6 protein-coding genes, 2 tRNA genes and 2 rRNA genes (1 of these 10 cut by a window edge) are annotated in these 13,999 nt (G+C 61.5%); 6 read left to right on the top strand and 4 right to left on the bottom strand.

Annotated elements, in window-relative coordinates; genetic code table 11:
- Nucleotides 1-42: 42 nt before the first annotated feature.
- Nucleotides 43-906 carry an alpha/beta fold hydrolase gene (locus IVB19_RS03870; protein ID WP_018453267.1) on the bottom strand — a complete coding sequence of 288 codons (864 nt, stop codon included), beginning with the start codon at nt 904-906 and terminating at the stop codon, nt 43-45.
- Nucleotides 907-1,105: 199 nt separating this feature from the next.
- Between IVB19_RS03870 and IVB19_RS03875 the strand changes: the two genes are divergently transcribed.
- Nucleotides 1,106-1,945 carry a TIGR02594 family protein gene (locus IVB19_RS03875; RefSeq protein WP_018453268.1) on the top strand — a complete coding sequence of 280 codons (840 nt, stop codon included), beginning with the start codon at nt 1,106-1,108 and terminating at the stop codon, nt 1,943-1,945.
- A gap of 112 nt (nt 1,946-2,057) precedes the next feature.
- Here IVB19_RS03875 and IVB19_RS03880 read toward each other — a convergent pair whose 3' ends face one another.
- Nucleotides 2,058-2,846 carry an MOSC domain-containing protein gene (locus tag IVB19_RS03880; RefSeq protein WP_018453269.1) on the bottom strand — a complete coding sequence of 263 codons (789 nt, stop codon included), beginning with the start codon at nt 2,844-2,846 and terminating at the stop codon, nt 2,058-2,060.
- Nucleotides 2,847-3,103: 257 nt separating this feature from the next.
- Here IVB19_RS03880 and clpB point away from each other — a divergent pair, with 257 nt between their 5' ends.
- A complete protein-coding gene (gene clpB, locus IVB19_RS03885; protein ID WP_018453270.1) occupies nt 3,104-5,743 on the top strand; it encodes an ATP-dependent chaperone ClpB in 2,640 nt (879 codons plus the stop codon).
- Between the two features lie 100 nt (nt 5,744-5,843).
- Here clpB and IVB19_RS03890 read toward each other — a convergent pair whose 3' ends face one another.
- Both IVB19_RS03890 and IVB19_RS03895 read right to left on the bottom strand, forming a co-directional pair.
- Nucleotides 5,844-7,463 (bottom strand): NHL repeat-containing protein, encoded by a 1,620-nt coding sequence (locus IVB19_RS03890; protein ID WP_085350725.1) that lies wholly within the window; start codon nt 7,461-7,463, stop codon nt 5,844-5,846.
- A 158-nt stretch (nt 7,464-7,621) separates the two neighbouring features.
- The gene (locus IVB19_RS03895; protein WP_018453272.1) at nt 7,622-9,685 is read right to left on the bottom strand and encodes a M23 family metallopeptidase; all 2,064 of its coding nucleotides are present in this window, start codon (nt 9,683-9,685) and stop codon (nt 7,622-7,624) included.
- A 1,030-nt stretch (nt 9,686-10,715) separates the two neighbouring features.
- Here IVB19_RS03895 and IVB19_RS03900 point away from each other — a divergent pair.
- The 4 genes from IVB19_RS03900 to IVB19_RS03915 form a co-directional block, all read left to right on the top strand.
- Nucleotides 10,716-12,204: ribosomal RNA gene (locus IVB19_RS03900) — 16S ribosomal RNA — on the top strand.
- Between the two features lie 188 nt (nt 12,205-12,392).
- Nucleotides 12,393-12,469 (top strand) — tRNA-Ile (locus IVB19_RS03905).
- Between the two features lie 33 nt (nt 12,470-12,502).
- A tRNA-Ala gene (locus IVB19_RS03910) sits at nt 12,503-12,578 on the top strand.
- A gap of 405 nt (nt 12,579-12,983) precedes the next feature.
- Nucleotides 12,984-13,999 (top strand): 23S ribosomal RNA (locus IVB19_RS03915); it runs 1,857 nt beyond the window's last position.
- The 16S and 23S rRNA genes sit together here with 2 tRNA genes alongside, the layout of an rRNA operon.

The following is a 13,999-nucleotide window of genomic DNA, read 5'->3' on the forward strand; positions in this document are numbered from 1 at the left end:
TTACCCCATCTACGCGACCCAGTACCTGGTGACGCCTTCGCGCTAATGCGCCGCCAGTGACCTCGGGTCGCGCACCGGCCATCTTCCCGCTTCCACCAGCGTGACGAACCGTTCCACCGTTTCGTTGAACAGCGCTGGCTCTTCGAGATTGAGGACGTGGCCGGACTTTGGAAACATGGCGAGCCCTGCCGCCGGCAGATGCTTCTTCAGAAACAGGCTTGCGCCCACGCACGGATCGTCCTCGTCGCCGCAGATGATGAGTGCCGGCGTCGTGGCCGCTCTGATCGCGTCCGTCATCGTAAAGATCGAGGGACGGCCGGCCTGGAAGCCGCGCATCGTCCGCGCTGATCCCTTGGCGTCGTGCCGCGCCAGGGCGGCATAGAAATCGGCGTGACCGCGCGGGTCCTTCACCAGGAAGGGAATCCGGCTCGGCGCCTCGCGCGTGACTTTTGCGACTTCGGCTGAGCCGAGCATCTCGAATTGCTCCGCGTTGGCGCGGCACTGCTGGCGCCAAGCGTCGAGGTTCTCGATCTCCGAGCCCGAGCCGACGCCGGCGAGCGTCATCGACAGCGCACGTTGGGGCGCGTTGAGCCCGATCTGGAGCGACGAATAGGCGCCCATCGAGAGGCCGACGAAGTGCGCGCGATCGATCTTCAGATGATCGAGCACCGCGAGCGCATCGGTGTAGAAATGCGTGTAGCGGTAGACCTCGCCATCAGGCACGTCCGATGGCGTGTAGCCGCGTGCGGAATAGGTGATGCAGCGATGGCCGCGCGAGAAGTAGCGCATCTGCGGCTCCCAATTGGTGTAGTCGGCCGCGAATTCGTGCAGAAAAATAATCGGCGTGCCCGTGCCCGCTTCTTCGAAATAGAGTCGACAATTGTCCTTCGTGAGGGCGTGAGGCATCCGGTTTTCTCCCTGAGGTGGCTGCGGCTTTGGAATGCCGTCCTGCGGTCAGCGCATACGATGGTAGCACTTATTAATCATCGTCCAAATTCTTAGGGGCCGCGTCTTGTTCTCGCCACATCAGGATACTGATACAGCCCGCGGATGTCGGCCACCGCACGGGCCGACGGGGAAGTGGGGTGTCAACGAAGGATGAAGAATGTTCGAGTTGTTTGCGTCTCGCCTGTCGCGCTGTGTCGTTGCGCTGGCTGTTTTCTTCGCGGCGTTCGCCGCCTTCACTTCTCCGGCGTCAGCACGACCTCATCGTCATAGCGCAGAGCGGCACGCTTACGCGCATCACGCCAGCAGACATCATCATTACCGGCATGCACGCGGCTCGCGCTTCGAGCGCGGCGCGGCGCAATTGCAGGCGAACGGCTTCGGCAACACCTTCGCCAGCTATGATCCGAACGCCAATAGCGGCGGCATCGCCATAAGCGGCAGCGCTGGAACGGCTATGAGCGGCAGTGGTGGAATGGCCATGAGCGGCAGCCGTGGAATGGCCATGAGCGGCAACGCTGGAATGGTTACCAGCGGTGAGATGACCACGCGCGCCAGCCGTCGAATTATGAGGCGTGGAGGTGGGATAGCCACTAACGCGAATGACGGCGGCATGGCCAATAGCGCGACGAGCGGCGGCGGCTTCGGCGGTGGGTCGGGCCTCGTGTCCGAGGCACGCCGCTATGTCGGCGGCAATCCGACCGGTCGCGGTAGCCTGTGGTGCGCGCGCTTCATGAACATGGTGCTCGAAAAGACCGGTCATCGTGGCACCGGCTCCGACATGGCGAATTCGTTCGCGCATTACGGCACGCGCGTGTCCGGTCCGCAGGTCGGCGCCATCGCAGTGATGTCGCGTGGTGGCCGGGGCGGTCATGTCGGCATCATCACCGGTGTCGACGCGCAGGGCAATCCGATCATGATCTCCGGCAACAACGGCAACCGCGTTCGCGAAGCACCGGTCTCGCGCGGCCGGATCTATGCGTATGTGATGCCGAACTGACGGCCGTCATTGCGAGGAGCGAAGCGACGAAGCAATCCAGACTGTCTCCGCGGGCGCATTCCTGGATTGCTTCGCTTCGCTCGCAATGGCGGAGCGGGGCCAGCGCGCAGCGTCACACCAGCTTCGGCTGTTCCAATGCAACCGCGTCGCCCACGCCGATGTCGCCTTCAGCGATCACCTCGGCATAGATGCCGCAGTCCATGTGGCCGAGATTGCTCGAGAGCGTGGCGGGGATTTCGAGATCGCGCTTGGCGGTATCAGGGTCGACATTGGTGGCCGGGCAGCGCTTGATGCGCTTGACCACTTGCAGCCGGGCCTGTCCGATCGCGAGCGTCTGGCCGACGAGGTCGAGCTCGGACCAGGCCGGCCAGCCCTTCACGTAGAGATTGGCGCGGAAGCGTAGCGGGTGGACGGCGGCGCCGCCGAGCATGGTCTCGAGCGCGCGGACGCTGTCGAGATTGATGATGGACACGACCTTGCGGGCGACGTCTGAAAAGCTGTGGTCGCGGCCGGACAGGATCTTGGGCGGGCCCTTCAGCTCCGGCTGAAAATTTTCCCTGAAATAGTCCTCGATGGCGGCGCGCCCGGCGGCGGTCTCGAGATCGCCGCTGGCGACGATCTGGCCGTCCTTGCGGATGGTCAGGCAATTGGTCGCGTCCTCGAACCGGCTGTCGAGCGAAGCTAGCCGCTCATTCCGCGCCAGCATCAGGAACTGGATCTTCGGCTTCCACTGCGGTGCTTCCGGATCGAAGCCGCTCGGGCCGTTCTCGATGGCGTAGCGGCGGTCGGCGGGCAGGGTCTGGCCGGCTCGCAGGGAGACGCGGGGCAGGGCCTCCGGCGTCAGGCCCTTGATCGGGTAGCGGTAGAGCCCGGTGATCTCGGCGGTCTGGCTGATTGTCATTGCGCTGGGTGTCATGCCGCTACTTAGGGGATTCGGCCCACCGGCGCCAAGCGGGCGGATCCGCGCACGAAATTGTGAACTCGCCTCTTCCGGTCCGAGGCCTCGCTTCCCACATCTGGGTCAGGCCGGCGCCAGCGCCGGCTGATAACGACCGTTGCCGGTTGAGAAACGTCAATGCGGTAATCGGAAACCCAATGAAGATGCCGTTTGGAGTGCCTTTGAGGGCTCCAGGGGCAGGCCGAGGGAAAGACCACGAAATGAACATCGAAAAATATACCGAACGCTCCAGAGGCTTCGTCCAGTCCGCGCAGTCGCTTGCGGTGCGCGAAGGGCACCAGCAGTTTTCGACCCTGCACGTCCTGAAGGTGCTGCTGGACGACAATGAAGGCCTCGCTGCCGGCCTGATCGACCGCGCCGGCGGCAATTCCCGCGCAATCCTGAAGGCGACCGAGGACGCCCTGAACAAGGTGCCGAAGGTCTCTGGCGGCGGAGCCGGCCAGATCTATCTGGCGCCCGAACTCGCGCGCACCTTCGACGCCGCCGAAAAGGCTGGCGAGAAGGCCGGCGACAGCTTTGTCACCGTCGAGCGGCTGCTGCTCGGCCTGGCGCTGGAGAAGACCAGCGAGGCGGGCGCGATCCTGGCCAAGGGCGGCGTCACCCCGCAAAACCTCAACGCGGCGATCGAAGCGCTGCGCAAGGGCCGAACGGCGGACTCCGCCACGGCCGAGAACGCGTATGACGCGCTGAAGAAATATGCCCGCGACCTCACTCAGGCGGCGCGCGACGGCAAGCTCGACCCGGTCATCGGCCGCGACGAGGAGATCCGCCGCACGATCCAGGTGCTGTCGCGCCGGACCAAGAACAATCCCGTCCTGATCGGCGAACCCGGCGTCGGCAAGACCGCCATCGCCGAGGGCTTGGCGCTGCGCATCGTCAACGGTGACGTGCCGGAGAGCCTGAAGGACAAGAAGCTGCTGTCGCTCGACCTCGGCTCGCTGATTGCAGGTGCAAAATATCGCGGCGAGTTCGAGGAGCGGCTGAAGGCCGTGCTGCAGGAGGTGACCGGGAGCGATGGTAATTTCGTCCTGTTCATCGACGAGATGCACACGCTGATCGGCGCTGGTAAGGGCGATGGCGCGATGGACGCGTCCAATTTGCTCAAGCCTGCGCTCGCCCGCGGCGAGCTGCACTGCATCGGCGCCACCACGCTCGACGAGTACCAGAAGCACGTCGAAAAGGACGCGGCGCTGGCGCGGCGATTCCAGCCGATCTTCGTCAGCGAGCCCTCGGTCGAGGATACGATCTCCATTCTGCGCGGGCTGAAGGACAAATACGAGCAGCACCACGGCGTGCGGATCACCGATTCCGCGCTGGTCGCCGCCACGACCCTGTCCAACCGCTACATCACCGACCGCTTCCTGCCGGACAAGGCCATCGACCTCATGGACGAGGCGGCCGCGCGGCTCAAGATGCAGGTCGATTCCAAGCCGGAAGAGCTGGATTCGATGGATCGGGAAATCATCCGGCTGAAGATCGAACAGGAAGCGTTGAAGAAAGAAAGCGATGCCGGGTCGAAGAGCCGCCTGCAGACGCTGGAGAAGGAGCTGGCCGATCTCGAGGAGAAGTCCGCGGCGCTCACCGCACGCTGGAGCGCGGAGAAGAACAAGCTCTCCGACGCTCAGAAACTGAAGGCCGAGCTCGACGGCTTGCGGGTTGAACTTGCCAACGCACAACGGCGCGGTGAATTCCAGAAGGCCGGCGAGCTGGCCTATGGCCGGATCCCCGAATTGGAAAAGCAGCTTGCGGAGATCGAGGCCAAGGAGAACTCCGGCGAGATGATGGAGGAGGCGGTCACCGCCAACCACATCGCGCAGGTGGTCTCGCGCTGGACCGGCGTGCCCGTCGACAAGATGCTCGAAGGCGAGAAAGACAAGCTCCTGCGGATGGAGGACTCGCTCGGCAAGCGCGTCGTCGGCCAGGCCGAGGCCGTGCGTGCGGTCGCGACCGCCGTTCGCCGTTCGCGCGCGGGGCTGCAGGACCCGAACCGGCCGACCGGCTCGTTCATGTTCCTCGGGCCCACCGGCGTCGGCAAGACCGAGCTGACGAAAGCGCTCGCCGAGTATCTGTTCAACGACGAGACCGCGATGGTCCGCCTCGACATGTCCGAGTACATGGAGAAGCACTCGGTCTCGCGGCTGATCGGCGCGCCTCCGGGCTATGTCGGTTATGACGAGGGCGGTGCGCTCACCGAAGCGGTGCGGCGCCGGCCCTACCAGGTCGTGCTGTTCGACGAGATCGAGAAGGCGCATCCCGACGTGTTCAACGTGCTGTTGCAGGTGCTCGACGACGGCCGCCTCACCGACGGCCAGGGCCGCACCGTCGACTTCCGCAACACGCTGATCATCATGACCTCGAACCTCGGTTCGGAGTTTCTGGTGAACCAGCCGGAGGGCGAGGATACCTCGGCCGTGCGCGAGCAGGTGATGGGCATGGTGCGGGCGCACTTCAGGCCAGAGTTCTTGAACCGCGTCGATGAGATCATCCTGTTCCATCGCTTGCAGAGGAGCGAGATGGGCCGGATCGTCGAGATCCAGTTCGCACGGCTGCAAAAGCTTTTGATCGATCGCAAGATCGTGCTGACGCTCGACGCTGCGGGCCGCGACTGGCTCGCCGCCAAGGGCTGGGATCCCGCCTACGGCGCACGGCCGCTGAAGCGCGTGATCCAGCGTCACGTCCAGGATCCGCTCGCCGAGATGATCCTGGCCGGCGACGTCAAGGACGGCGACAACGTTGCGATCTCCTCCGAAGGCAACGTGCTGACCTTCAACGGCAAGGCGCCGCAGACCGCGGAGATCGCCCAGTTCGAGGCGCCGGTGTCGAAGCGGAAGCTGAACTGATCGTCGGCATTCGAAGCCTGAAGCAACAAGCCGCCCCGGAGATGTCAACCTCTCCGGGGCGGTTTGTTTTGCGGGTTGTTGGCGAACTTACTGCGGCGACCTATTTCTTCGTGAGCTTGTAGATCGCGTTCTCGATGTCAGAAGAGAAATAGATCGTGCCGGATTCCCCGATGCCGACGCCTGTCGGAATGTGCGTCGGCAGTCCTCCGGGTGCACCCACGAGGCCGATTGGAAGATTGGCCGCGATCTCGGTAACCGTGCCGGTCTCCGGCACGATTTCGATCAACCGTTTGGCGCCGACCTCCGCTACGATCAGCTTGCCGTCTCTGGCGCGGGCGATGCCTTCGGGCATTTTCAGGTCCTTGGCGACGACTGTCTTTTCGCCGTTGCTCTCGATCATCGAGATCACGCCGGAAAAGGCTTCGGTGAGATAGACCTCGCCACGCGATCCAGCGACGAGCCCGACCGGGCCCTCGAGGCCGCCGATCAGTGTGGTGCGATCCTTGCCGTGCTCGCCGCTGACGCGGACCAGCGATTTGGTGCCGAACTCGGCCACCAGGATGCTGCCGTCCGCGAGCACGAGCGCGTCGTGCGGCGCCTTGAAGCCGTGCAGCATGTCGCGGGTGGCCCCGGTCTTGCCGTCGATCACCTGCACCGTGCCGGTGAACCAGCTCGATAGGACCACATCGTTGCCCTTCGCCGTTGCGCTCATCGGATATTCGAGCGTGACGCCGGCGGCGTGCATGCGCGCCTTCTCGGTGACCTCGCCGGTCGCGCCGTCCACCGTGCGATAGGCGAACACGTCGGCGACGTGGATCGTATCCTTGCCGTTCTCTGACGTGACGCCGATGCCGCCGGGCAAGGCGAGCTTGCCGATGATCACCTGCCGCGCCTGGCCGGTCGCCGGATCGACCTCCTGGATGCCGTTATCGGCCATGTTGGAGACGTAGATTCGGTCCTTGTCGTCGATCGCGAGATTGTCCAGCGACGGCTTCAATTGTGCGACCATGGTCTTGGCGCCCGACTTGGGATCGACCCGAACGAGCTGGCCGAGCGCGGTGTCGACTACCCAGAGATCGCCCTTGGAATCGAAGTTCACCGCGGCCGGGACCTTGAAGCCGTCCGCGACGACGGTCAGCTCGGCCTTGTCGACGTCGACCTTTGCGACCTGTCCCTTGAACCAGAGCGGACCGTAGAGCTTGTCGTCGGGACCGAACTCGAAGCCGTTGAGGCCGCCCATCTTCTCCATGATCTGGCGCGGCGGTTTGACGCCCTCGACGTCGATCTCATAGAGCGTGTCGCCGAGGAAGACGGTGGTGGCGTACAGCCTGCCGTCCTTGCGGAAGGCGAGCGAGTTGATGCCGGGAAGGCCTGAAGCGAGTTTCTTGATCGGGCCGTCGCCCTTGCGCGAATAAAGATCGCCGGCCAGGAATCCGGTCCAGGCCATGGTGCCGTCGGGGGCGAATGCGATGTCGTCGGCCATTCCGATCGGGGCGGGGATTGCAACCTTCGCGCTACCGCCGGGGATGTCGACCTCGTAGAGCGCCGCGCCCGCGACGCTGCCGGCAAACAGATGGCCGGCCTTGTCGATCGCAAGCCCGTGCACGCCGTGGAACGCCGAGCCCGGAACGAGCTTGGTGACCTCCCAGTTTTCGGCCGAAACACTGGTAGCGGAGACGACCGCAGCGACGAAGGCTGCGCAGGCGAGCCTGTTCTTCATGGCGAGACCTCCCGTTTTTTGGAAAGTATTCGCTCCTCATGCCGCTTTGGCAAACGAAACTTGACGTTGTGATGCGGCCAAGCCGGGCCCCGCGCGACGTCGTCAAATCCGGCTCGTGCTTGAATATGTCCGGCCGATCTCGGCCCGGTTCGCCGGCTTTACCTGTTGGTGACCTGCAACGGACCGCCGGTGGCGTCCGACATCCGGGCGATGGCACCGGCGCGGCCGCTCATCATGCCGTCGAGCCGGTCGCGCTCCTTCTCGAAGCCGGCCAGCATCGGGCCTTCCAACGAGCGGCCGCGCGGCAGTTTCACACGCAGCGGATCGACGAAGCGGCCGTTGACCAGGATTTCGTAGTGGACGTGCGGGCCGGTCGACGCGCCGGTCGAACCGACGAAGCCGATCACCTGGCCCTGCCGCACCTTCTTGCCGGGCTCCATGCCCTTGGCGAAGGCCGACATATGGCCATAAGCGGTCTCGTAGCCGTTGTTGTGCTTGATGCGGATGTATTTGCCGTAGCCGCCCTCGGGGCCGGCCTTCTCGATCACGCCATTGCCGGAGGCGAAGATCGGCGTGCCGTAGGAGGTGGCCCAGTCGACGCCGGTATGCATCTTCACATAGCCGAGGATGGGGTGACGGCGGCCGCCGAAGCCGGAGCGCATGATGGCGTTGTTGACGGGCTTGCGCACCAGGAACTTCTTCGCGCTCTTGCCGGTCTCGTCATAGTAATCGACGACGCCGTCATCGGGGCTCTGGTAGCGGTAGTATTTCTTGGTCTCGCCGCCGAGCGTCAGCGAAGCGAACAGCACGTCGTTCTTTTCGCTCGCGGTCACGCCTTCGTCTTCGCCGGCGTAGAACACGTCGAATGAATCGCCCGGCGCCACCTTGCGCTGGAAATCGACGTCGTAGGAATAGATCTTGATCATGTCGTCGATGACGGGCATCGGCACTTTGTTGCGCATCGCGGTCTCGTAGATGCTCTGGTAGAGCCGCACGCCCGTGCCGTCATCCTCGTCATCGTCGTCGCTGTTGGCGTTCGCCGCCGCGTCGGCGACGGTGTTCATGCTGGAGACGTCGACCGCGACGTATTTGCCGAGATCGGACAGCGCCGCGATCGCCTCGACCATGGTCTCGTTGGCGATGACGACGCGGTAGGGCTGCAGGCGGGCGCCGGGGCTTGCGGGCGCCATCAGGATCCGCAGCTTCTCGCCTTCCTTCAGGCCGCCGTCGCGGCCGCGCGGCCCAAGCGTCGCGGTGATCGCCTTGATCTCCTCGGCCGTGGCGCCGAGATCGCGCAGCACGCCGGCGACGCTGTCGCCCTTCTTGACCACGTGGACGCGTTCGCCGTTGGGATTGCCGCCGGTGATCTGCTCTTTGGTCTTCGGCAGCAGCGTGACGTTTTCCGGCACCACGCGCGTCTCGAAGCCGGCATAGGGATCGGACGGCGACACTTCGGTGGCGTAGGCGCTTCTGATATCGGACGGGCCGGTCGCGCCGGAGACGTCGGCCGCAGCATTGGAGAGCGCGGCGTAGCGCACCCCGCCATTGCCGCGCCAGTTGGCGGCATCGCGGACCCGCATCAGGATGTCGTCGAGCGCCACCACTGCGGAAATCTTGGCTTTCGGCAGCACCTGGGAGAGGTCCTTGGTGACGAACGAGACCTCGGCGTCGGGTTCGACGGCTTCCGGATTGTTGGGATCCTCGGATGCCGCCTTCGGATCGGATCCGACATCGGTGAGAAGGCGCTGGGCGTTGAATGGCGGGATCTTCGCCGACAGATCGCTCGTCGTCATCGACAGATTGCCGGCAATCCGGATGAAGGGACGCACCCGCATCACGTCGCGGTTGCCGACGCGGGCGACGGTCGAGACGCGCACGATGTTGCGCGAGGCCGTGGATTCGCTCGGCGGCGGCAGGCGGTCGCTCTTGTGCAGCGTGGCGGTGCGGTCGGCTGCGCCGAATGCGCCGCGCAGCGCGCCTTCGACGCGCTCCGGCACCTTGGCGAAGGTCATCTCGCCGTCGAGCGAAGCGAAAACGGCGCCGCCGATCAGGGCTGCGCCGCAAAGTCCGGTTAGAATCGTCCCGCTGAACCATTGCACCGAGACGCGGCGGCGATCGATGACGGCGGCTTCCGAACCATCGACGGACAGCGGCGGCTCGTGGCCGAGATCGATGATCCCGGTCTCACGCCCGTAAGCGCCGCGTGACGTCCTATGGTTCAACCCAAGTCCCCCAATCAACGATCCGAGAGCCCGATTTCGAGCAGCCCCGTTTCGAGCAACCCTGTTTCGAGCCCCTCCTTGAGCCGCCCTCTTCGGGGCGTCTCTGGAAAAGGCAAGCCGCATAGGCGTCCGCGGTCAGAAGGCCCAGATGTCGGACCGGCCGAATTTACGAACAGCTAAGCGGAAAAAGATCTCTCGATGTGTCTCGAATGTCTGAAGAAGGCCGCTTCATCGTATGATCGCCTTCCTCTGACCCCACACAAACCGCCGGCAGCCCCCACTGGCATCCCTGCGATTCAAGCTTTGTCTGTACCAGAACGCCGGGGGATTGTGGCTCAAGTACGGCGCCTAATATGGAAAAGTTTCCCGAACGGCCGGGCGTCAGGGGCCTTCCAGGGACGAGCGATCCAAGTCGCGTCCAAGTCGCCTCATGCCGCCTCCGGAGCCCTCTCGAGCCCAAACTTTTTTTGAGTTTTTTCTCCGCGCCGGCGCGATCCAGCCGCTCACCGACTTTCTAACCTGCTGTAATCGCGTGGATTTTTCGAACAATCCACCGTGCGACGATTTTCTGACAATGGTCGTTGACAACCCCGATGGGCGGGGCCTATAACCCGACCACTGAGCGCGGCGCCGCCGGGTCACTGACCAAGGCGAGCGAACGCGCCACTGATGCTCCTCACCTTGTTGAGTGACACAACAGTCGACGTAAGTCGATTGGAGTTCATCCATCGTCGGTAAGGGTGTCGGAACCCTTCCTCTCTGGAAGGTTGGGACCTCCTGGTCCCGGGCTGTTTGACAAGTGAAGATGAAGAAAGAGAAACGTGGACGGCGGAGTCCTTGCGCCTCTCGGATACTGAAGAGCTTCGGCTTTTGAGTTCTGAGAGGGGACGAAAGACTTCGGCGGTACACGTTTTAAGGTTACACCATCGTTGCCAGCGATGTGAATCGCGGGCAGCTCATCGACTTCGGTCGATGAAAAATGGTGGGACCTCGTCAAAACGTTGTGATCAGCCGGTTCAAAGTTCAAGTCCAACTTGAGAGTTTGATCCTGGCTCAGAGCGAACGCTGGCGGCAGGCTTAACACATGCAAGTCGAGCGGGCGTAGCAATACGTCAGCGGCAGACGGGTGAGTAACGCGTGGGAACATACCTTTTGGTTCGGAACAACACAGGGAAACTTGTGCTAATACCGGATAAGCCCTTACGGGGAAAGATTTATCGCCGAAAGATTGGCCCGCGTCTGATTAGCTAGTTGGTGAGGTAATGGCTCACCAAGGCGACGATCAGTAGCTGGTCTGAGAGGATGATCAGCCACATTGGGACTGAGACACGGCCCAAACTCCTACGGGAGGCAGCAGTGGGGAATATTGGACAATGGGCGCAAGCCTGATCCAGCCATGCCGCGTGAGTGATGAAGGCCCTAGGGTTGTAAAGCTCTTTTGTGCGGGAAGATAATGACGGTACCGCAAGAATAAGCCCCGGCTAACTTCGTGCCAGCAGCCGCGGTAATACGAAGGGGGCTAGCGTTGCTCGGAATCACTGGGCGTAAAGGGTGCGTAGGCGGGTCTTTAAGTCAGGGGTGAAATCCTGGAGCTCAACTCCAGAACTGCCTTTGATACTGAGGATCTTGAGTTCGGGAGAGGTGAGTGGAACTGCGAGTGTAGAGGTGAAATTCGTAGATATTCGCAAGAACACCAGTGGCGAAGGCGGCTCACTGGCCCGATACTGACGCTGAGGCACGAAAGCGTGGGGAGCAAACAGGATTAGATACCCTGGTAGTCCACGCCGTAAACGATGAATGCCAGCCGTTAGTGGGTTTACTCACTAGTGGCGCAGCTAACGCTTTAAGCATTCCGCCTGGGGAGTACGGTCGCAAGATTAAAACTCAAAGGAATTGACGGGGGCCCGCACAAGCGGTGGAGCATGTGGTTTAATTCGACGCAACGCGCAGAACCTTACCAGCCCTTGACATGTCCAGGACCGGTCGCAGAGATGTGACCTTCTCTTCGGAGCCTGGAACACAGGTGCTGCATGGCTGTCGTCAGCTCGTGTCGTGAGATGTTGGGTTAAGTCCCGCAACGAGCGCAACCCCCGTCCTTAGTTGCTACCATTTAGTTGAGCACTCTAAGGAGACTGCCGGTGATAAGCCGCGAGGAAGGTGGGGATGACGTCAAGTCCTCATGGCCCTTACGGGCTGGGCTACACACGTGCTACAATGGCGGTGACAATGGGACGCTAAGGGGCAACCCTTCGCAAATCTCAAAAAGCCGTCTCAGTTCGGATTGGGCTCTGCAACTCGAGCCCATGAAGTTGGAATCGCTAGTAATCGTGGATCAGCACGCCACGGTGAATACGTTCCCGGGCCTTGTACACACCGCCCGTCACACCATGGGAGTTGGTTTTACCTGAAGACGGTGCGCTAACCCGCAAGGGAGGCAGCCGGCCACGGTAGGGTCAGCGACTGGGGTGAAGTCGTAACAAGGTAGCCGTAGGGGAACCTGCGGCTGGATCACCTCCTTTCTAAGGATGGTTCTTCAGAAGCTTGCTTCTATCGAACCGTTTTAGAAACATCAGTGGCCAACGGTCGTCAGGATCGTTGAGCTGCATTGGCGGGATTTCGCCGTCTTCGTTTCTCTTTCTTCGCGGACGAACACGCGCTGGGGCTGCAACCTTGCAGAATCCCTGGTCCTTGACTGGATATGCGTTAGGGGCTTGTAGCTCAGTTGGTTAGAGCGCGCGCTTGATAAGCGTGAGGTCGGAAGTTCAAGTCTTCCCAGGCCCACCACACTCATCGAGTGAGCATTCGTCTTCTGGTTACGGGGCCATAGCTCAGCTGGGAGAGCGCGTGCTTTGCAAGCATGAGGTCGTCGGTTCGATCCCGTCTGGCTCCACCAGATGGTTTGATCACCGGCTGCTCATACCGTCGTCCGCGAAACATCACTTCGCACTTACTAGTCCGGATGGACAGTAAGCTGCGTGATTTCTGACATCGTAAAGAGGAGATCGATCCGAGTTGGATCGGGCAACAAGTAATTGTTGCGCGATACTTCATTATCTCCGGATCATTTCGGCGCTCGTGCGTCTTCCATTGTAGCTCACAAGGCTGCTTTGAAAGACAAGCGAGTTGTAAATGATCCTTTTAGCGAAGCTTGACCGCCTCGCTATCGGAACGATCTTACGAAGCAAGCTGGTCTTTCTAATCATTGTCCGGCTGCAGATAGCGTTCATCGAGGGCGCGTGCCGCAAGGTAGTTCTGCAGACAACATTCTGCCGAGTGTGTGGACATTGATAATGAGAGCAATCAAGTGCCTTAAGGGTGTTCGGTGGATGCCTTGGCGCTGAGAGGCGATGAAGGACGTGCTACGCTGCGATAAGCCGTGGGGAGCTGCGAAGAAGCTTTGATCCATGGATTTCCGAATGGGGAAACCCACCTTCGATAGCCGGAACTCCAAGACCTCAGTCGAAAGACTGTGGTGTGGGGTTCGAACAGAAATGTGAGATGCCTAGGCCTTTAGATTTCGATCGAAGAGGTTTTGGATTTCCGGTTATCAAAAGAAGGTATGAGACTTCTGAATACATAGGAGGTTTCAAGCAAACCCAGGGAACTGAAACATCTAAGTACCTGGAGGAAAGGACATCAACAGAGACTCCGTTAGTAGTGGCGAGCGAACGCGGACCAGGCCAGTGATACATCAAAGACAATCGGAACCAGTCAGGAAAGCTGGGCCTTAGAGGGTGATAGCCCCGTACGAGTAATGCGATGATGTATCCATGAGTAAGGCGGGACACGTGAAATCCTGTCTGAACGCGGGGGGACCACCCTCCAAGCCTAAGTACTCCTCAGCGACCGATAGTGAACCAGTACCGTGAGGGAAAGGTGAAAAGCACCCCGACGAGGGGAGTGAAATAGACCTGAAACCGGACACCTACAAACAGATGGAGCCCAAGATACGTTCTGGGTGACATCGTACCTTTTGTATTATGGGCCAGCGACTTAATTTAACGAGCAAGCTTAAGCCGATAGGCGAAGGCGTAGCGAAAGCGAGTCTGAATAGGGCGTCAAGTTCGTTGTATTAGACCCGAAACCTAGTGATCTAGCCATGAGCAGGTTGAAGGTGAGGTAACACTCACTGGAGGACCGAACGGGTGTCTGTTGAAAAAGACTCCGATGACTTGTGGTTAGGGGTGAAAGGCCAATCAAACTGGGAAATAGCTGGTTCTCCGCGAAAGATATTTAGGTATCGCCTCGGATGAATACCTCAGGGGGTAGAGCACTGGATGGGCTAGGGGGACTTACCGTCTTACCAAACCCAAC

Origin of the sequence: Bradyrhizobium sp. 187, assembly GCF_023101005.1 — a bacterium.
Taxonomy (GTDB): Bacteria; Pseudomonadota; Alphaproteobacteria; order Rhizobiales; family Xanthobacteraceae; genus Bradyrhizobium; species Bradyrhizobium canariense_D.